This is a genomic window from Proteus sp. fly-1089 (genome assembly GCF_040138965.1).
Taxonomy (GTDB): domain Bacteria; phylum Pseudomonadota; class Gammaproteobacteria; order Enterobacterales; family Enterobacteriaceae; genus Proteus; species Proteus vulgaris_B.
This window is the reverse complement of record NZ_JBEETS010000011.1, coordinates 1-20,893: the sequence shown is the minus strand read 5'-3', so window position 1 is coordinate 20,893 and position 20,893 is coordinate 1. Positions and strand designations below refer to the sequence as shown.

The window sequence follows — 20,893 nt, the reverse complement described above, 5'->3', positions numbered from 1 at the left end:
TCAATATTCACCCAACAGGCTACAGCCTGCATGATATTTATTAGGAAATGCTATGTCCAAAAATCAAACTTTATCTATTAAAGATATTACGCCAACCGCCAATAAACAGCGTCCAAGAAAAGCACAGCGAGATGCTGCTCAGGAGTTTATTAGTACTATTCAAGGAGTTAGCTTTCCCAATTCAAAACGTATTTACCTTGAAGGCTCTCGTACCAATATTCAAGTACCAATGCGTGAGATCCAGCTTGATAAAACATTAATAGGTGGATCAAAAGAAAACCCTATTTTTGAAGATAATGAACCTGTTCCGGTATATGACACTTCTGGCCCTTATGGCGATCCAGCTTCTCAACTCGACGTTAATCTTGGATTAAAAAAAATTCGCCAATCATGGATTGATGAGCGTAATGATACTGAAGCACTTTCACTCTTAAGCTCTGATTTCACACAACAACGCCTTTCTGATGCCGGATTAGAGCATCTACGTTTTCCGTTAAAACCCAACCCTAAAAAAGCCCTAAAGAGTAAAAGTGTGACGCAATTGCATTATGCTCGAAAAGGTATTATCACACCTGAAATGGAGTTTATTGCTATTCGTGAAAATATGGGCCGTGAACGTATTCGAAGCAAAGTATTACGCCAACAACATGCAGGCTTTAGCTTTGGTGCTCATCTCCCTGACAATATTACTCCTGAATTTGTACGCCAAGAAGTTGCAGCTGGTCGAGCCATTATTCCCGCCAATATTAACCACCCAGAATCAGAGCCGATGATTATTGGTCGTAATTTCTTAGTGAAAGTGAATGCCAATATCGGAAATTCTTCTGTAACGTCTTCAATTGAAGAAGAAGTTGAAAAGCTAATTTGGTCTACACGTTGGGGGGCAGATACCGTAATGGATCTCTCAACAGGCCGTTACATTCATGAAACGCGTGAGTGGATCATTCGCAATAGCCCTGTTCCTATCGGCACAGTTCCAATCTATCAAGCACTTGAGAAAGTTAACGGTATTGCAGAAGATCTCACTTGGGAAATGTTCCGCGATACTTTACTTGAGCAAGCAGAGCAAGGTGTTGATTACTTTACTATTCATGCAGGTGTATTGTTACGTTATGTTCCGATGACCGCAAAACGCCTAACGGGTATTGTCTCTCGTGGTGGTTCGATAATGGCGAAATGGTGTTTATCACATCACAAAGAAAATTTCCTCTACGAACATTTCCGTGAAATCTGCGAAATTTGTACCGCTTATGATGTTTCCCTTTCATTGGGCGATGGGCTAAGACCTGGCTCTATCCAAGATGCAAACGATGAAGCACAATTTGCTGAGTTACATACTTTAGGTGAACTAACAAAAATCGCATGGGAATATGACGTGCAAGTCATGATTGAAGGCCCCGGTCACGTTCCAATGCAGATGATACGTCGCAATATGACAGAAGAGCTAGAGCATTGTCATGAAGCTCCCTTTTATACATTAGGCCCTCTCACAACAGATATTGCACCGGGTTACGATCATTTTACTTCAGGTATTGGTGCAGCAATGATTGGCTGGTTTGGTTGTGCTATGCTCTGTTATGTCACCCCGAAAGAACACCTAGGCTTACCAAATAAAGACGATGTAAAACAAGGCTTAATTACTTATAAAATTGCGGCTCATGCTGCCGATTTAGCCAAAGGGCATCCTGGTGCTCAAATCCGTGATAATGCTATGTCAAAAGCGCGTTTTGAATTTAGATGGGAAGATCAATTCAATTTAGCGCTTGATCCTGAAACAGCACGCCAATATCACGATGAAACCCTTCCTCAAGCATCAGGAAAAGTGGCTCACTTTTGCTCAATGTGTGGTCCTAAATTCTGTTCAATGAAGATAACGCAAGAAGTACGTGATTATGCGGCAGGTATGGAACAAATGTCTCAGGCCTTTAAAGAGCATGGGAATGAGCTATACCACAGCGCCGAAATCGCTCGTATTGAGGTGACTGAAAATGAACAAATCCTCTAATACACCTTTTGCATCCACAGAAAAAAAACTTGGGCTTTACCCCGTTGTTGATTCTATTGAATGGATAGAACGCCTATTAAAAACAGGTGTTACCACTCTTCAATTGCGTATAAAAGATAAACAGCCAAAAGACGTTGAAAAAGAGATCATCGAAGCAATAAAACTAGGTAAACAATATCACGCAAGACTGTTTATCAATGATTATTGGCAACTCGCCATTAATCATCAGGCTTATGGTGTTCATCTTGGTCAAGAAGATCTCGATGTTGCTGATCTTGATGCCATTAAACAAGCCGGATTACGACTGGGTATTTCTACTCACGACGAGGCGGAACTACAAAGAGCGAAGATGTTACACCCATCTTACATCGCATTAGGGCATATATTTCCAACCACAACGAAAGATATGCCATCTAAACCTCAAGGTTTGAAGGCGCTCAAACATCAAGTAGAACAGACACCTGATTTTCCCACTGTTGCTATTGGTGGGATCTCGCTAGAGAGAGTCTCTGATGTGGTTGCAACAGGCGTGGGGAGTGTTGCTTTAGTCAGTGCAATAACAAAAGCATCTGATTGGCAAAAAGTAACTCGTAAATTATTAGAATTAGTTGAAGGAAAATCGTCATGCTAAATGATAATGATTTTATGCGTTATAGCCGACAAGTGATGTTAGAAGATATTGGTATCGAGGGCCAAAACAAACTTCAACAAGCAAAGGTACTGATTGTCGGGCTTGGTGGGTTAGGTTCTCCAGCATCAATGTATCTCGCGGGGGCAGGTATTGGTGAGCTTATTTTAGTTGATGATGATGAATTACATATTTCTAATCTACAGCGCCAAATTCTTTATCGCACTCAAGATATCCCTGATGCGAAATCAGAGGTTGCAAAGCAGGCTTTGCTCGCCTTAAATCCGGATATAAAAGTGACTTCTTATAAACAACGTATTAATGATGATTCATTACTTAAATTAGTTAAAGAAGTTGATTTAGTTTTAGATTGCACAGATAACATGCCTACACGCCAAGCCATTAATCGTGCGTGTGTTGCACAACAAATTCCACTTATTAGTGGTAGTGCCGTAGGGTTTAGTGGCCAACTTATGGTGTTTGAACCTCCTTTTATTCATGGTTGTTATCACTGTCTTTATCCTGATGAAACTGAACCACAACGAAATTGTAAAACAGCCGGAATTCTAGGCCCTGTTGTGGGTGTTATTGGCACACTTCAGGCACTTGAAGCTATTAAGTTACTCTCTGATTTACCTAGCTCTCTAAGTGGAAAACTACGCCTTTTCGATGGTAGAAAACAAAATTGGAGCACTTTACGCTTAACATCATCAACAACATGTCCTGTTTGTCGAGGGTTAGCATGAACATTACCGTAAATGACGAACAATATTCTCTGGATATGCCTGTCACTATTAGCCAGCTCCTTATTCAGTTAGAACAGCCACCTATAGGTGTGGCACTCGCCATCAATGAAACCATTGTTCCTCGTGAAAATTGGGAAACACATTTTATTAACGATGGCGATACTATTCTTCTCTTTCAAGCAATTGCGGGGGGCTGATATGTTAAAAATTGCTGATACCACATTCACATCTAGACTTTTTACAGGCACAGGAAAATTTGCAACACCAACGCTAATGACAGAAGCCATTAAGGCTTCGGGCAGCCAACTTGTAACAATGGCAATGAAACGAGTCGATTTAAAAAAGGGACATGATGATTTAATCGCGCCACTCAAGTCATTAGGCGTAAAATTATTACCCAACACATCCGGGGCAAAAACAGCACAAGAAGCGATTTTTGCAGCGCGATTAGCTAAAGAGGCTTTTGGTACAAATTGGGTTAAATTAGAAATTCATCCTGATACTAAATATTTATTACCTGATCCTATTGAAACTCTTAAAGCTGCTGACATTCTTGTGAAAGAAGGTTTTGTTGTTTTACCCTACTGCAGTGCTGATCCTGTTTTATGTCGTCGTTTAGAAGACGTTGGTTGCGCTGCAGTAATGCCTTTGGGCTCTCCTATTGGCTCTAATCAAGGCTTACAAACTCGTGATTTTCTACGAATTATCGTCGAACAAGCCTCTATTCCTGTTGTTGTTGATGCAGGTATTGGCGCACCAAGTCATGCTCTTGAAGCTTTAGAGTTAGGTGCAGACGCGGTATTAGTTAATACGGCTATTGCAGTCTCTAAAAATCCAATTTTAATGGCCCAAGCATTTAAAACAGCGCTGGATGCTGGCGAGCTCGCTAGAAACTCAGGATTAGCAACTACCAATACACATGCACAAGCTTCTAGTCCATTAACCCAATATTTAGGGGCGTTCTAATGGACACTTTTTCTGATTATTGGCAACACCTGAATTGGGATGACATTACATTAAGACTCAATAGTAAAACCCATGCAGATGTTGAAGTCGCATTAAATCGTCACACTCTCACGCTTGATGATTTCATGGCACTCATTTCGCCAGCAGGTAGATACTATTTAGAACCAATGGCACAACGTGCTCAACAACTCACGCGACAACGTTTCGGCAATGTTGTGGGGTTGTATGTTCCACTTTACCTTTCTAATTTATGTGCTAATGATTGTACTTATTGTGGTTTTTCAATGAGTAATGCCATTAAACGTAAAACATTAAATGAAAGTGAGATCATTGCCGAATGTAATAGCATCCGCCAATTAGGGTTTGATAGCCTGCTATTAGTAACTGGTGAGCATCAAAGAAAAGTGGGTATGGATTATTTTCGCCAATATATCCCCCTTATTCGAGAAAATTTCAGTTCATTAATGATGGAAGTTCAACCTCTTGCAACAGAAGAATATGCCGAATTAAAAACACTCGGTATTGATGGTGTCATGGTTTATCAAGAAACCTATCATGAACCCACTTATCAGCTTCATCACCTAAAGGGCAAAAAACAAGACTTTCATTGGCGATTACAAACGCCAGATAGATTAGGACAAGCTGGAATTGATAAAATTGGTTTAGGTGCATTGATTGGTCTTTCAAGCCAGTGGCGTAGCGATTGTTATATGGTGGCAGAGCATCTCTTATTTTTACAAAAACGCTATTGGAAAAGTCGCTATTCAATCTCTTTTCCTCGTTTACGCCCTTGTGCTGGTGGACTAAGTCCCGCATCAGTAATGAGTGAAGCGGAATTAGTTCAATTGATCTGTGCTTTTCGTATTTTGGCACCTGATGTTGAGCTTTCACTTTCAACCCGCGAATCTCCATATTTTCGTGATAATACAGTACCATTAGCGATAAATAACATTAGTGCGGGTTCTAAAACTCAACCTGGTGGGTATTCTGATAGTCATGAAGAATTAGAACAATTCTCTCCTAATGATAATCGCCATGTTAATGATGTGATTAATGCATTAAAAGAACGAGGATTACAACCCGTATGGAAAGATTGGGATAATTACTTGGGCCGTTAATTAAAATTTAAACAATATAAAACCGCCTTTAGTTTATTTAATTAAAAATAATAAAGGCGGTTTTTATTACATAATTCAATAGAAGTGATTTTTAATAAATTCAAAATAACCCAACAAAAATAAAACATTAAAATTAATATATTATAATTCTTTTAATTTAATATTTATAAAAAACTTAATTCTTACGCTGCTAATTCTTCAAGTTCTTGAATACTTAAACCTGATATTTTCTCAATAAATAAAAGATCAAAATTTTCTTTTAATAAGTTTTGAGCTAATTCTATTTGTACTATTTTTTTACCAATTTCAATACCCTCTGTTTTACCTAACTCAATACCTTCCGTTTTACCTAACTCAATGCCTTTAGCCCAACCTATTTCAATACCTACATTCTTACCTATTTCAATACCTACATTCTTACCTATTTCAATACCTACATTTTTGCCCAGTTCGATCCCCTCATTTTTGCCTATTTCAAACCCTTCACTTACACCTAAATTAAATCCCTTATTTTCTAATCTCCACGCTATATTCATAATCACCTCTTTGTGGTTATCTACTTGTTCAACTATTTTATTTAAAATGAACTCAAAATCTGATGCGTCCATAATTGAGAATAAATATTCTACAACAGCAACTGTGTCTTCATCTCTGCAGTTTTTCTGATTTATTGCTTTTGATAGAAGTATTGCAATCTCATTAATATCATGACAACTATTAACGTGCTTCATTGCAATTTCCATTACTGCTGCTTTTTTATGAGTCAGCAAAATATCATCATCAATTGAAGTCAAATCAATTAAAGAAAAGCTATTAGAATAAAGTTGATTAGCAAGTGAAGTAAGTGGAAAACATGACATCCAATTAACAGGAAAAGGATAAGGTTTTTTCTTGCCATGATAAAACAGAATAGGAACAACGAGGGGTAAAAATTTATAACCTTGCTGTAAATGTTGATTCATAGTGTAAAATGCATAATTCATCATACGCCAACCTATCATTTTATCTGGCCTAGATTGATGTTCTACTAATAAATAAATAGAAATATCACCCTCTTTGGTTTTCACTAAATACAAAATATCAGACATACGAGAACGTAAGTTAATATCGATGAAAGAAGAATTTTGTAATTGCAACGTTGAAAAATCACAATGACTTTTTAAGTCCTCTGGTAAATGGACAAAGAAAAAGTCTTTCGCATTACTGACATTCATCATAAAACGTTTAAATGCAGAATCATAAGAAGATATGGATATAGATTTTTTCATAACTAGCTCCATGCTGAATTTGGATTGCCAGCTTACAGAAAAAAATGAATTTTTATCACTAGAAAATCATCATAATTATCTGAAAAATATAAGTTATTTATTGATCTTAACTGAGTGAGTAATGGGGAGAAATAAAAAAATACCTTCAATAAATATCAAAGGTATTTTTCTAATATTATAATTTTTATTTATCAACAACGATATTTTTATTCACCACTTCATATTCATCATTACCCACCATCCTCGCAAATTTCTCAATGGGATCTGTACTTAACGCATATAGCCGTTTTAGAGCGAAAGGTGGATCACCTAAACGAACTTTTCCTTGCTGAGTCGTCACCGCCAATGTCATACCCGACGCTTTGACTGCATTGATTGCTCTTTGATTATATCCACCAAAAGGGTATGCAAAAGCATATTGATGTGGGTTTAATAATCGCAAAACACGCTGTGAGTGCTGTAAATCTAATACGATAGTATGAGATTGGCGACTAAATATAATGGGTTTTTTATTATTATCTAAACGATGTAAAAAATGAGAATGTGACTGAATATCAAAAACATCTCGGCTTGATTTCAGTGCCTGCCAACTCATAAATTGTAATGAATTGGGTGCCCATTTAGGTATTTTAGATTTTATACGTGATGAAATAACAAATAATGTTGCTCTTTGGCCATTTTCTTTTAAAAGTGGATAGGCATAGCGATAAACAGATTGTAAACCATCATCAAATGTTAATGCGACGGCTCGTCCCGGCAAATTAATATTTTTATTTAAATAGCCTGCAACTTGGTTTAGTGAAAGCGTTTCATACCCGGCTTCTTTTAAATAATTCATCTGCTCTGTAAAGGCGGTTAATGATGTTGTTGTTGATGTATGACGAAAATTATGATTTTCCGTTGCTTTGAGAATATGATGATAAGTAAGCACCGGTATCCCTAAATCAGGTTTTACATCCCTTGATGAAATATAACCTAAGCGGTCACCTAAAGAGATCTCAAACCAATTGATTTTACTTCCATTAGCATCTTCTTTTATTGTGCGTGATAGCACAGGATAGCGTAAATTGGATAAGAGTATCGCTATTTGTGGGCTCGCAATATCTTTATCACTATAGATGGGGGTATTTTTTGTTGTGATCAGATATTCATAGATAGGATAATCGGTTTTCTTCGTACTATATGATAAGAAACGTATTTTCCTATCGACCGAAATAGAAGCAATATCTTCAATGTAACCATCTTCTAAATAACCAGCTTCCAAATAACCTTGGGCATTTCCAAATTGTATTTTATGGTAATTATTTATCGCATCTGAAACATAAAATCCCCGATTAGGATATAGCTCAGCAACAGGTCTTAGTTTATTACCAATAAAAGCATATAAAGTTTTTTGTTGCCGAAGCTGCATCAATGTTGTGATCGAAGTTTCTAAATTCCATTGTGTTTCTGTTGGTATTTCCTTTTCTAAAGGGGTTGCAAAAGCAAGACCAGTAAAAATAAAAAATAGGATAATCAATCCGTTAGTTATTATTCTCATCATTTCGCCTACTTATTGTAGAACAGAAACAAAAAATGCCCTCACAATGGAGGGCATTTCAATCTAATCTAAATTAGATTTTAGTCTTTTAATCCACCAAAACCAGCATTCAGTAATTCTGCTAAGTTAGCAGATGCTTCATCAGCACTGATTGTTGTTTCAGTTTCATCTGCTGGCAATTGTGATTGACGACGCTTCATACGATCTTGGTGATACGCATACCCTGTACCTGCTGGGATCAAGCGACCAACAATAACGTTCTCTTTCAAGCCACGTAATTCGTCACGTTTACCTGCTACCGCTGCTTCAGTCAGAACACGCGTTGTTTCTTGGAATGATGCAGCAGAGATGAAGGATTCAGTTGCCAGAGATGCTTTCGTGATACCTAACAGGTCACGAGCATACGTTGCTGGTACTTTACCATCATCTTCCAGAACACGGTTTGATACTTTAACGCGAGCGTATTCAACCTGTTCACCTTCGAGGAACTCAGAGCTTCCTGCGTTCTCAATGGTAACTTTACGTAGCATCTGACGAACGATAACTTCGATGTGTTTATCGTTAATCTTAACGCCTTGTAAACGGTAAACTTCCTGTACTTCGTTAGTGATATAGCGAGTAACCGCATGAACACCACGTAAGCGCAGAATGTCGTGTGGTGACTCTGGACCATCGGAGATAACATCACCGCGTTCCACAACCTCACCCTCGAATACGTTAAGCTGACGCCATTTAGGGATCATCTCTTCGTATGCATCGCTACCGTCTAATGGAGAAATAACTAGACGACGTTTACCTTTAGTCTCTTTACCGAACGATACAATACCGCTGATTTCAGCAAGGATTGCGGGCTCTTTCGGACGACGAGCTTCAAACAGGTCAGCTACGCGTGGCAGACCACCGGTGATATCTTTAGTACCGCCAGATTCTTGTGGAATACGCGCTAAAGTGTCACCTGCGTTAATTGTAATGCCATCGTCTAACTGAACAATTGCTTTACCTGGCAGGAAGTACTGTGCTGGCATATCAGTATTCGGGATCAATACATCTTTGCCTTGTGCATCAGTGATGCGCAGTGCTGGACGTAAATCTTTACCGCTACCTGTACGCTCTGCTGAATCCAGAACAACCAGTGAAGAAAGACCTGTTAATTCATCTGTTTGACGTGTGATGGTTTGACCATCAACCATGTCAGCAAAACGAATGATACCAGATACTTCACTCACAACTGGCATTGTATGTGGATCCCAGTTAGCAACAGTTTCGCCACCATTAACCGCTTCGCCATCACCTTTCGCTAATTGAGCACCGTAAGGCACTTTGTAGCTTTCTTTCGTACGACCGAATTCGTCAATTAAACGTAATTCTGTGTTACGAGAAGTGATAACTAATTTACCCGCAGTATTGGTAATGAACTTCGCATTGAACAGCTTCAGAGTACCTTTATTACGTACTTGAATGCTAGATTCTGCTGCCGCACGAGATGCCGCACCACCGATGTGGAACGTACGCATCGTTAACTGTGTACCTGGTTCACCGATTGACTGTGCCGCGATAACACCGATAGCTTCACCTTTGTTGATGATATGACCACGAGCAAGGTCACGACCATAACATTTAGCACATACACCGAAGTCTGTGTTACAGGTTACAACTGAACGTACTTTTACGCTGTCAACTGAGTTTTCTTCTAACAAGTCACACAGTTTTTCGTTTAACAGGGTGTTACGTGGAACAAGAATATCGGCAGTACCTGGTTTCAGAATATCTTCTGCAGCTACACGACCTAATACACGTTCACGCAGTGGCTCTTTAACATCTCCACCTTCGATAACCGGAGTCATCATAACACCTTCGGTTGTACCACAGTCGTCTTCTGTGACAACTAAGTCTTGTGCAACGTCAACTAAACGACGAGTCAAGTAACCGGAGTTTGCTGTTTTCAGTGCTGTATCCGCAAGACCTTTACGAGCACCGTGGGTTGAGATGAAGTACTGGAGTACGTTCAGACCTTCACGGAAGTTCGCTGTGATTGGTGTCTCGATGATTGAGCCATCTGGCTTAGCCATCAGACCACGCATACCTGCTAACTGACGGATCTGAGCTGCAGAACCACGAGCACCGGAGTCAGCCATCATAAAGATGCTGTTGAAAGATACTTGTTGTTCTTCTTCACCATTACGGTTAATAACGGTTTCAGTAGACAGGTTTTCCATCATCGCTTTCGCTACGCGCTCATTCGCCGCAGCCCAAATATCGATGACTTTGTTGTAACGTTCGCCCGCTGTTACCAGACCGGATTGGAACTGTTCCTGAATTTCTGCAACTTCAGCTTCTGCTTCTGCAATGATCTCTGCTTTTTTCGCAGGGATAACCATGTCATCGATACCTACTGAAGCACCTGAACGTGCTGCGTAAGCAAAACCGGTATACATGATTTGGTCAGCAAAAATAACTGTTGGCTTCAAGCCCATGACGCGATAACAGGTATTAAGCATTTTAGAGATTGCTTTCTTACCTAATGGTTGGTTAACCAGCGCGTAAGGTAGGCCTTTTGGTACGATCATCCATAAAATAGCTCGGCCGACAGTAGTGTCTTTTAAGCTAGTTTCAGTAGTGATGTTACCTTCGCCATCTTTGATCTCTTCAGTGATACGTACTTTAACACGTGCGTGTAAAGAGGCTAAACCAGCGCGATAAACGCGTTCAGCTTCTTTAGGACCACTTAGCACCATGCCTTCACCTTTGGCATTGATGCAGTCACGAGTCATGTAGTAAAGACCTAATACAACGTCCTGTGAAGGAACGATGATTGGGTCACCACTTGCTGGAGACAGGATGTTATTTGTTGACATCATCAGCGCACGAGCTTCTAGTTGCGCTTCTAATGTCAATGGTACGTGAACCGCCATTTGGTCACCATCGAAGTCGGCGTTGTATGCCGCACAAACGAGTGGGTGTAACTGAATAGCTTTACCTTCGATAAGGATTGGTTCAAATGCCTGAATACCTAAACGGTGAAGTGTTGGTGCACGGTTTAGCATCACTGGGTGTTCGCGGATAACTTCATCTAAGATATCCCAAACAACCGCTTCTTCGCGCTCAACCATTTTTTTAGCGGCTTTAATTGTTGTCGCTAAACCACGGGTTTCCAGTTTTCCGTAAATAAATGGTTTGAATAACTCAAGAGCCATTTTTTTCGGTAGACCACACTGATGCAGACGCAGGTATGGACCAACGGTGATTACAGAACGACCAGAATAGTCAACACGTTTACCTAACAGGTTTTGACGGAAACGACCTTGTTTACCTTTGATCATATCAGCCAAAGATTTCAGAGGACGTTTGTTCGAACCTGTGATCGCACGACCACGACGACCGTTATCTAATAACGCATCCACAGACTCTTGCAACATACGTTTTTCATTACGTACGATAATGTCTGGAGCTGCTAAATCAAGCAGGCGTTTTAAACGGTTGTTACGGTTGATCACACGACGATATAAATCGTTCAGGTCAGATGTCGCAAAACGACCGCCATCAAGTGGAACCAGTGGACGTAAGTCTGGTGGTAACACAGGCAGTACAGTTAAGATCATCCACTCAGGTTTATTGCCTGATTGCATGAACGCTTCAAGTAACTTGATACGTTTAGTCAGTTTCTTACGTTTAGTTTCAGAGTTAGTTTCGTTTAACTCTTCACGTAACGTTTCACACTCTTGTTCCAGATCCATGCTCTGTAAGAGGTTCTGAACAGCTTCTGCACCCATCTTCGCATCAAATTCGTCACCGAATTCTTCTAATGCATCGAGGTATTGCTCTTCTGTTAAGATTTGACCACGTTCAAGGCTAGTCATCCCGCCTTCAACAACAACGTAAGATTCAAAATACAATACACGTTCAATATCGCGCAGTGGCATATCCAGCAGCAAACCGATACGGGACGGTAATGATTTCAAGAACCAAATGTGAGCAACTGGAGAAGCTAATTCGATGTGACCCATGCGTTCACGACGAACTTTAGTTTGTGTAACTTCAACGCCACACTTCTCACAGATAACACCACGGTGTTTTAAACGTTTGTATTTACCACACAAACATTCGTAATCTTTTACTGGTCCGAAAATACGGGCACAGAAAAGACCGTCACGTTCTGGTTTGAACGTACGGTAGTTAATTGTTTCTGGCTTTTTAACTTCACCAAATGACCATGAACGGATCATATCAGGTGATGCCAGAGCAATTTTGATCGCATCAAACTCTTCGGTCTTGGTTTGCGCTTTCAGAAACTTTAATAAGTCTTTCACGAAATGGCTCCTGTCGGAGTTAGACCTGCCAGGCAAATGACCCCTGTCATTCACCCCTTTAAACCAGTGTAGTCACTGTTTGACAGACTGCCATCTCTAGCAGTCTGTCTCTATGGAATCCGTTATTCGTCTTCCAATTCGATGTTGATACCCAGTGAACGGATCTCTTTCAACAATACGTTGAACGACTCTGGCATACCTGGTTCCATCTGATGATTACCATCAACGATGTTTTTGTACATTTTGGTACGACCGTTAACGTCATCCGACTTAACAGTAAGCATTTCTTGAAGAGTATAAGCTGCACCGTATGCTTCCAGTGCCCACACTTCCATCTCCCCGAAACGCTGTCCACCAAACTGAGCTTTACCACCAAGAGGTTGCTGAGTAACTAAGCTGTACGAACCAGTAGAACGGGCGTGCATCTTATCATCAACTAAGTGGTTCAGTTTCAGCATGTACATGTAACCAACAGTTACTGGACGCTCAAATTGCTCACCTGTACGACCATCGAAAAGTGTAATCTGACCAGAAGTTGGAAGATCAGCTAATTTAAGCATCTCTTTAATTTCCATTTCTTCTGCACCATCGAACACTGGTGTTGCGGTTGGCATACCTTTTTTCAGGTTTTCAGCCAGACGTAACACTTCTTCATCGCTGAAGGTGTCCAGATCAACTTTCTGACGAGGTGCCATACCCAGATCGTAAGCTTTCTGGATAAATTCACGTAATTTAGCAACTTCTTGTTGCTGTTTCAGCATCGCGTTGATCTTATCACCGATACCTTTAGCAGCCATACCCAAGTGAGTTTCAAGGATCTGACCGATGTTCATACGTGATGGTACACCCAGTGGGTTCAGTACGAGGTCAACTGGATTGCCGTTTTCATCGTATGGCATGTCTTCAATAGGGTTAATCTTAGAGATAACACCCTTGTTACCATGACGACCCGCCATCTTATCACCAGGTTGGATCTGACGTTTAACAGCCAGATAAACCTTAACGATTTTCAGCACACCTGGTGCTAAATCATCACCTTGAGTGATTTTACGACGTTTAGCTTCCAGTTTCTTCGCGAACTCAGCTTTCAGTTCATCATACTGTTCTGCTAATTGTTCTAACTGGTTTTGCTTCTCTTCATCCGCAATACCCAGTTCTAACCAACGTTCACGAGGTAATTTATCTAATTTCTCAGCTTCAATACCGCCAGCAATCAGAACACCACGGATACGAGCGAATAGACCAGCTTCAAAGATACGCAGTTCTTCAGTTAAGTCTTTCTTAACTTCACGTAACTGTGATTCTTCAATTTCTAATGCACGTTTATCTTTTTCTACGCCATCACGGGTGAAGACTTGTACATCGATAACTGTACCAGACACACCATTAGGAACACGTAGAGAAGAATCTTTAACATCAGATGCTTTTTCACCGAAGATAGCACGCAACAGTTTCTCTTCTGGAGTCAGTTGAGTTTCACCTTTAGGTGTTACTTTACCAACCAGAATGTCACCGCCTTTCACTTCAGCACCGATATAAACGATACCTGATTCATCCAGTTTAGATAACGCGGCTTCACCAACGTTCGGGATATCAGCTGTGATCTCTTCAGGCCCTAACTTAGTATCACGAGAGACACAAGCCAGTTCTTGAATATGGATAGTTGTGAAACGATCTTCTTGAACAACACGCTCAGATACAAGGATGGAGTCCTCGTAGTTATAACCATTCCATGGCATAAATGCCACGCGCATGTTTTGGCCTAATGCTAACTCACCAAGGTCTGTTGAAGGACCATCAGCTAACACATCACCGCGATCAACAGGTTCACCTAAAGATACGCAAGGTGTTTGGTTAATACATGTGTTCTGGTTAGAACGGGTGTATTTAGTCAAGCTATAGATATCAATGCCCGCTTCACCAGCGTAAGTCTCTTCTTCGTTAACTTTGATAACGATACGAGAAGCATCAACATACTGAACAACACCACCACGTTTAGCAACTGCAGTAACACCGGAGTCAACCGCTACAGCACGTTCCATACCTGTACCTACTAGTGGTTTATCACCACGAAGTGTAGGAACAGCCTGACGTTGCATGTTCGCACCCATCAATGCACGGTTGGCGTCATCGTGTTCAAGGAATGGGATCAGTGAAGCACCGACAGAAACAACCTGTTGGGTTGAAACGTCCATGTACTGAACTTGGTCACGACTAAATAAGCTTGACTCACCTTTATGACGGCAAGTAACTAATTCTTCAACGAAGTGATTGTCATCGTCTAATACGGAGTTAGCCTGAGCAATGATGAAGTTACCTTCTTCAATTGCAGACAGATAATGAATTTCATCTGTTACAGCGTTGTTTTCAACAACACGGTAAGGCGTTTCAAGGAAACCGTACTCGTTAGTCTGTGCATAAACAGATAATGAGTTGATAAGACCGATGTTTGGACCTTCAGGCGTTTCGATTGGGCACACACGACCGTAGTGAGTTGGGTGTACGTCTCGAACTTCGAAGCCTGCACGTTCACGGGTCAAACCACCTGGGCCTAATGCAGAAATACGACGTTTATGCGTAATTTCTGATAGCGGGTTATTCTGATCCATAAACTGTGATAACTGGCTAGAGCCAAAGAACTCTTTGACAGCAGCAGAAATCGGTTTTGCATTGATCATATCTTGTGGCATTAATGCATCAAGATCGCCTAAAGACAGACGTTCTTTAACTGCACGCTCAACACGCACCAGACCAACACGGAATTGGTTTTCAGCCATTTCGCCAACAGAACGAATACGACGGTTACCTAAGTGGTCGATATCATCCACTTCACCTTTACCATTACGGATATCAATCAGTTTTTTCATTACTTCAATGATATCTTCTTGGCTCAGGATGCCAGAACCTTCAACTTCGTCACGGCTTAACGAACGGTTGAACTTCATACGACCCACAGCAGAAAGATCATAACGATCTTCAGAGAAGAATAAGTTCTCAAATAAGTTTTCTGCAGCTTCGCGTGTAGGTGGCTCACCAGGACGCATCATGCGATAGATTTCAACTAACGCGCTTAAGCGATCGTTTGTAGGATCGACGCGAACAGTTTCTGAAATATAAGCACCATGATCTAAGTCATTGGTAAACAGAGTTTCAATCGTTTTATGACCAGCTTGACTTAAGCGAGCTAACACATCTAAAGAGATTTCCATGTTAGCAGCACAAATCAGTTCACCTGTTGCTTCATCAATATAATCACGAGCAACCACTTTACCTGCAATATATTCAACAGGTACTTCAATGCGGTCAACTTGTTCTTTTTCTAATTGACGAATATGGCGAGCAGTAATACGACGGCCTTTTTCAACATATACTTTGCCGTTTGCTTCAATATCAAATGAAGCAGTTTCACCACGCAGACGTTCAGGCACTAATGTCATCATCAGCTTGTTGTTGCTGATTTCAAACAATGTTTTTTCGAAGAATAAACCTAAGATTTCTTCAGTGCTGTAGTTCATTGCGCGTAAAATGATAGTCGCAGGTAATTTACGGCGACGGTCAATACGGACAAAAAGGTTATCTTTAGGGTCGAATTCGAAGTCTAACCATGAGCCACGATAAGGGATAATACGTGCGTTATACAGTACCTTACCAGATGAGTGTGTTTTACCTTTGTCACTATCAAAGAACACACCAGGGCTACGGTGTAACTGGGAAACGATAACACGCTCAGTACCATTGATTACAAAGGTACCATTATCGGTCATTAATGGGATTTCACCCATATAGACTTCTTGTTCTTTAATGTCTTTAACGGTGCCTTCTGGGGCTTCACGTTCATAAATGACCAGACGCAGTTTTACACGCAGAGGTGCAGAATAAGTTACACCGCGGATCTGACATTCTTTAACATCAAAAACAGGCTCGCCTAAGCGGTAGCTGACATACTGTAATTCAGCATTGCCACTATAGCTTTGGATAGGGAATACGGAACGGAAAGCTGCTTCCAGACCGTTTTGACCATCAGGATCTTGCTCGATAAACTTCTGGAACGAGTCAAGTTGGATAGAAAGGAGATAGGGAACATCCAGAACTTGTGGACGTTTACCAAAATCCTTACGAATACGTTTTTTCTCGGTATAGGAGTAAACCATAGGGTTCCTCAGCTCGCTGAAAAGTGACCCACTCTGCCTACCCTTAGTTATTAAGGGCGACACGACATTCTGCTAACACTATTTTTTGTAGGTAGGAAAATGTAATTTTCCATAATACTTATTGCTATTACTCTTAAATCATTTCATTGCATTGAGTTCACTACCGAGCTTTTGGACAACGTGGATCGTAGTGAGTAATACAGTATATTAAGTCGTCAATAGCAAAAAATATTGAGGTAGAGAGAAAGCCAAAAAGTGTGAAAAAGCTACTCTTACCTTACAGCGCAAAAAGGCTGGTGACCAAAAAATCACCAGCCATCAGCCGTTAGGCTGCACTCTGGGAAGTTAAATTATTTAACTTCAACCTCAGCGCCTGCTTCTTCCAGAGCTTTCTTCAGAGCTTCAGCATCATCTTTGCTTACGCCTTCTTTCAGAGCTGCTGGTGCAGATTCTACTAAGTCTTTAGCTTCTTTCAGGCCAAGACCGGTAGCGCCACGTACTGCTTTGATTACTGCTACTTTGTTACCGCCGATAGCTTTCAGGATAACGTCAAATTCAGTTTTCTCTTCAGCAGCTTCTGCTGGACCCGCAGCAACAGCAACAGCTGCAGCAGCAGATACACCGAATTTTTCTTCCATCATAGAGATCAGTTCAACAACGTCCATTACAGACATTTCAGCAACTGCGTTTAAGATATCGTCTTTAGAAATAGACATAACAAGTGTTCCTAAAATTCAGAAAAAGTTTATACGTAAATAAAGCAACGAAGAAATTGGCTATTAAGCAGCTTCTTTCTGATCGCGCAGAGCAGCCAGAGTGCGAACCAATTTGCCTGCAGAGGCTTCTTTCATGGTTGCCATCAGGCGTGCGATTGCTTCATCGTAAGTTGGGAGTGTAGCCAGACGATCGATGTTCGAACCTGGGATAAACTCACCTTCAAAGGCAGCCGCTTTAATCTCGAATGCTGGGTTCGCTTTCGCGAAATCTTTGAACAGACGAGCTGCAGCGCCCGGATGTTCAGCAGAAAATGCAATCAAGGTTGGACCAACAAATGCATCTTTCAGTACTTCATAAGAAGTACCTTCAACAGCACGACGCAGAAGTGTGTTACGTACTACACGTACAGTAACGCCAGCTTCACGACATGCTTTACGCAGTTCGGTCATTTTAGCTACAGTAACGCCACGGGAATCCGCAACAACTGCAGAAAGCGCACCTTTGGCAACTTCGCTGACTTCAGCAACAATCGCTTGTTTGTCTTGAAGATTTAGTGCCATTAGCTTCTTGCTCCTGGATTAACCGAGTAAAAACTCGGGACTCACATCACTTATTACCACAATGGTATAAGCGCTAAAACACGGTGAGTAGAATCCAGAATATATAATTCTTTATTGGCTCTCTCACCGTCTACGCAGGAAAATTAAGTAATTACTTACACCTGCGGTCTTGGACGGGGTCTGGATAGGCCAGACTCCAACCGAAATTCAGAGAATTTAGTTATGTAGACTTAAATAAAATACCACATAGCTAAACTCAAGGCGTCAAATTCTATACAAATTTGACGCCAAGGTAAAGTCTTTTATGACTTTAGTCTAATCTAAGATTAAACTGTCGCGCTCAAGCTAGCTTGATCAATAGCAACACCTGCACCCATAGTGGTAGACAGGCTTACTTTCTTGATATAAACGCCTTTCGCTGCAGATGGTTTTGCTTTTTTCAGCGCAACCAGCAGAGCTTCTAAGTTTTCTTTCAACTGTTCTTCGTTGAAATCAACTTTACCGATAGTGGTATGGATAATACCATTTTTGTCGTTACGGTAACGAACCTGACCAGCTTTAGCATTTTTAACTGCTTCAGCAACGTTAGGAGTTACAGTACCCACTTTCGGGTTTGGCATTAAGCCACGTGGGCCAAGGATTTGACCTAATTGACCTACAACGCGCATTGCATCTGGAGATGCGATAACAACGTCAAAGTCCATTTCGCCAGCTTTAACTTTAGCAGCTAAGTCGTCCATACCGACTAATTCAGCGCCTGCTTCTTTAGCAGCTTCTGCATTTGCACCTTGTGCGAATACAGCAACGCGAACTGAACGGCCAGTACCGTGTGGAAGTACAGTTGCACCACGAACGTTTTGATCTGATTTACGTGCATCGATGCCAAGGTTAACAGCAACGTCAACGCTTTCAACGAATTTAGCAGTAGCCAGTTCTTTCAGTAAAGCAACAGCTTCAGCGATTTCGTACTGTTTAGTTACTTCAACTTTTTCACGGATATTGCGCATGCGCTTGGTTAGTTTAGCCATCAGATTAATCCTCCACTACCAGGCCCATGGAACGAGCAGTACCAGCAATTGAACGCATCATAGCTTCAACGTCAGCACCAGTCAGGTCCGCAGCTTTAGTTTCTGCGATTTCACGAACTTGAGCAGAAGTAATTTTACCTACTTTCTCTTTGTTCGGTTTACCAGAACCTGATTTCACGCCCGCAGCTTTCTTCAGCAAAACTGCTGCTGGAGGAGTTTTGGTAACGAAAGTGAAAGAACGGTCAGCGTAAACTGTAATAACAACAGGAATTGGTAAGCCTTTTTCTACGCTTTCAGTTTTAGCGTTGAATGCTTTACAGAATTCCATGATGTTAACACCTTGTTGACCCAGAGCTGGACCAACTGGTGGACTTGGATTAGCCATACCTGCAGAAACTTGCAGTTTGATATAGGCTTGGACTTTCTTAGCCATTAATTAATTCCTCAATTTGGGTATATCGCCCGGCTAGGGCTCCCCGATTTTACTTTGTTCTGTCTTATGACAAAACAACTCAAAACGAAAGGTGGAAAATTGTAGATAACTTTTCCACCTTTTGCAAGAAAGCAACGTAAAAAGGTTTAACCTTTTTCAACCTGACTAAAGTCTAATTCAACTGGTGTCGCACGACCAAAGATTGAAACAGAAACTTTTAAGCGGCTTTTTTCATAATCAACTTCTTCAACCACACCATTAAAGTCAGCGAATGGACCATCGCTAACACGAACCATTTCACCTGGTTCAAACAGTGTTTTAGGACGTGGCTTATCACCAACTTGTTGTAAGCGATTCATAATCGCATCAACTTCTTTATCACTAATTGGTGCAGGTCTGTCTGAGGTTCCACCAATAAATCCCATAACACGAGGTACATTACGTACTAAGTGCCAAGTTGCATCGTTCATGACCATTTGGACAAGAACATAACCTGGGAAAAATTTACGCTCACTTTTGCGACGTTGACCGCTACGGATCTCAACCACTTCTTCGGTTGGAACCATAACTTCGCCGAATGAGTCTTCCATTTCGTTTAATTTGATATGTTCACGCAGAGACTGTGCAACACGGCCTTCAAAGCCCGAAAATGCCTGAATGACATACCAGCGTTTTTTTGGAGAATCAGTCATGAACACCTCACAGGCCAGTAATAAATGAAACAAAACGAACCAGAATGCCATCCAGTCCCCAAAGAACTAATGACACAATAGCCGTCACTGCAGCAACAATCAGGGTCGTTTGCAATGTTTCTTGACGTGTTGGCCATACTACTTTACGCATTTCAATGCGCGCTTCGCGAGCAAATACTAATGTTGCTTTACCTTGTGTTGTCCACAACGCGATCCCACCCGCTGCTACGAACAAAGCAACAACAGCTAAAGCTCGTAACGCTAGGTTAAATTCACGGTAAAGATAGTTGCCACCCACTGCTACTGCCAGCAATAAAACGGTAATGATCCATTTAGCGATATCACCACCGCGTTTGCTATCTTGAGCTCCGCTATTCGCACTCATAAATTAACCTGTCATATGATGTAAATAAATAGCCAGCTTGCCTCGCAAGAGCAAAACAAATCAGACTAACCATAAAATCAACTATGATTGCATCTGACACAGTGTCATATCTCTATGACATTCGTATCTGCAAGATACTGGACTCGATTCGTTGTATCAGAGCCTATCTCACCAATAATTTACATCAAACTAGTGATGAGATAGGTTCTTTTTCAAACAACGCATAAAAAGGGCATCGATTGATGCCCTTCTCTAGGAAAATTACGCGAGTAATTAACCTAATACTTTAGCAACAACGCCCGCACCTACTGTACGGCCACCTTCGCGGATAGCGAAACGTAAACCGTCG

General features: G+C 41.0%; 17 protein-coding genes. 6 read left to right on the top strand and 11 right to left on the bottom strand.

Annotated features, from left to right (window positions below; all coding sequences use genetic code 11):
- Positions 1–52 precede the first annotated feature (52 nt).
- The 6 genes from thiC to thiH are packed head-to-tail and all read left to right on the top strand — an operon-like array spanning position 53 to position 5,463.
- Positions 53–2,005, top strand: coding sequence for a phosphomethylpyrimidine synthase ThiC (gene thiC, locus ABN080_RS17755; RefSeq protein ID WP_349441644.1), 1,953 nt, complete (start codon positions 53–55; stop codon positions 2,003–2,005).
- Complete coding sequence (thiE, locus tag ABN080_RS17750; protein ID WP_349441643.1) at positions 1,989–2,636, top strand: thiamine phosphate synthase; 648 nt, start codon at positions 1,989–1,991, stop codon at positions 2,634–2,636. Before thiC ends, thiE begins: the two co-directional genes overlap by 17 nt.
- A complete protein-coding gene (locus ABN080_RS17745; RefSeq protein ID WP_349441642.1) occupies positions 2,630–3,379 on the top strand; it encodes a HesA/MoeB/ThiF family protein in 750 nt (249 codons plus the stop codon). The genes thiE and ABN080_RS17745 overlap by 7 nt, the downstream gene beginning before the upstream one ends.
- The gene (gene thiS, locus ABN080_RS17740; protein ID WP_072071062.1) at positions 3,376–3,576 is read left to right on the top strand and encodes a sulfur carrier protein ThiS; all 201 of its coding nucleotides are present in this window, start codon (positions 3,376–3,378) and stop codon (positions 3,574–3,576) included. Before ABN080_RS17745 ends, thiS begins: the two co-directional genes overlap by 4 nt.
- Before the next feature lies 1 nt (position 3,577).
- On the top strand, positions 3,578–4,345 hold the full coding sequence (locus ABN080_RS17735; protein ID WP_197269806.1) for a thiazole synthase: 768 nt from the start codon (positions 3,578–3,580) through the stop codon (positions 4,343–4,345).
- Positions 4,345–5,463, top strand: a complete 1,119-nt coding sequence (thiH, locus tag ABN080_RS17730) for a 2-iminoacetate synthase ThiH (RefSeq protein WP_349441641.1) — start codon at positions 4,345–4,347, stop codon at positions 5,461–5,463. Before ABN080_RS17735 ends, thiH begins: the two co-directional genes overlap by 1 nt.
- Positions 5,464–5,645: 182 nt before the next feature.
- Here the strand turns inward: thiH and ABN080_RS17725 are convergent, their stop codons facing one another.
- The 11 genes from ABN080_RS17725 to ABN080_RS17675 form a co-directional block, all read right to left on the bottom strand.
- On the bottom strand, positions 5,646–6,731 hold the full coding sequence (locus ABN080_RS17725; RefSeq protein WP_349441640.1) for an Rpn family recombination-promoting nuclease/putative transposase: 1,086 nt from the start codon (positions 6,729–6,731) through the stop codon (positions 5,646–5,648).
- A 184-nt stretch (positions 6,732–6,915) separates the two neighbouring features.
- Positions 6,916–8,271, bottom strand: coding sequence for a polysaccharide deacetylase family protein (locus ABN080_RS17720; protein ID WP_349441639.1), 1,356 nt, complete (start codon positions 8,269–8,271; stop codon positions 6,916–6,918).
- An 80-nt stretch (positions 8,272–8,351) separates the two neighbouring features.
- Entirely contained in the window at positions 8,352–12,578 is a 4,227-nt protein-coding gene (gene rpoC / locus ABN080_RS17715) for a DNA-directed RNA polymerase subunit beta' (protein WP_072071065.1), read from the bottom strand.
- A gap of 122 nt (positions 12,579–12,700) precedes the next feature.
- Entirely contained in the window at positions 12,701–16,729 is a 4,029-nt protein-coding gene (rpoB, locus tag ABN080_RS17710) for a DNA-directed RNA polymerase subunit beta (protein WP_072071066.1), read from the bottom strand.
- A gap of 350 nt (positions 16,730–17,079) precedes the next feature.
- Positions 17,080–17,445, bottom strand: a complete 366-nt coding sequence (gene rplL, locus ABN080_RS17705; RefSeq protein WP_023583093.1) for a 50S ribosomal protein L7/L12 — start codon at positions 17,443–17,445, stop codon at positions 17,080–17,082.
- Between the two features lie 63 nt (positions 17,446–17,508).
- A complete protein-coding gene (gene rplJ, locus ABN080_RS17700) occupies positions 17,509–18,006 on the bottom strand; it encodes a 50S ribosomal protein L10 (protein ID WP_006534706.1) in 498 nt (165 codons plus the stop codon).
- Positions 18,007–18,332: 326 nt separating this feature from the next.
- A complete protein-coding gene (gene rplA / locus ABN080_RS17695) occupies positions 18,333–19,034 on the bottom strand; it encodes a 50S ribosomal protein L1 (RefSeq protein ID WP_196554947.1) in 702 nt (233 codons plus the stop codon).
- A 4-nt stretch (positions 19,035–19,038) separates the two neighbouring features.
- Positions 19,039–19,467, bottom strand: a complete 429-nt coding sequence (gene rplK / locus ABN080_RS17690) for a 50S ribosomal protein L11 (RefSeq protein ID WP_006534703.1) — start codon at positions 19,465–19,467, stop codon at positions 19,039–19,041.
- A 146-nt stretch (positions 19,468–19,613) separates the two neighbouring features.
- On the bottom strand, positions 19,614–20,159 hold the full coding sequence (gene nusG / locus ABN080_RS17685; protein ID WP_004246900.1) for a transcription termination/antitermination protein NusG: 546 nt from the start codon (positions 20,157–20,159) through the stop codon (positions 19,614–19,616).
- Positions 20,160–20,166: 7 nt separating this feature from the next.
- Entirely contained in the window at positions 20,167–20,544 is a 378-nt protein-coding gene (gene secE, locus ABN080_RS17680; protein WP_072071069.1) for a preprotein translocase subunit SecE, read from the bottom strand.
- A gap of 273 nt (positions 20,545–20,817) precedes the next feature.
- A partial coding sequence (locus tag ABN080_RS17675) for an EF-Tu C-terminal domain-related protein (RefSeq protein ID WP_072077167.1) occupies positions 20,818–20,893 on the bottom strand: 76 nt, incomplete at its 5' end.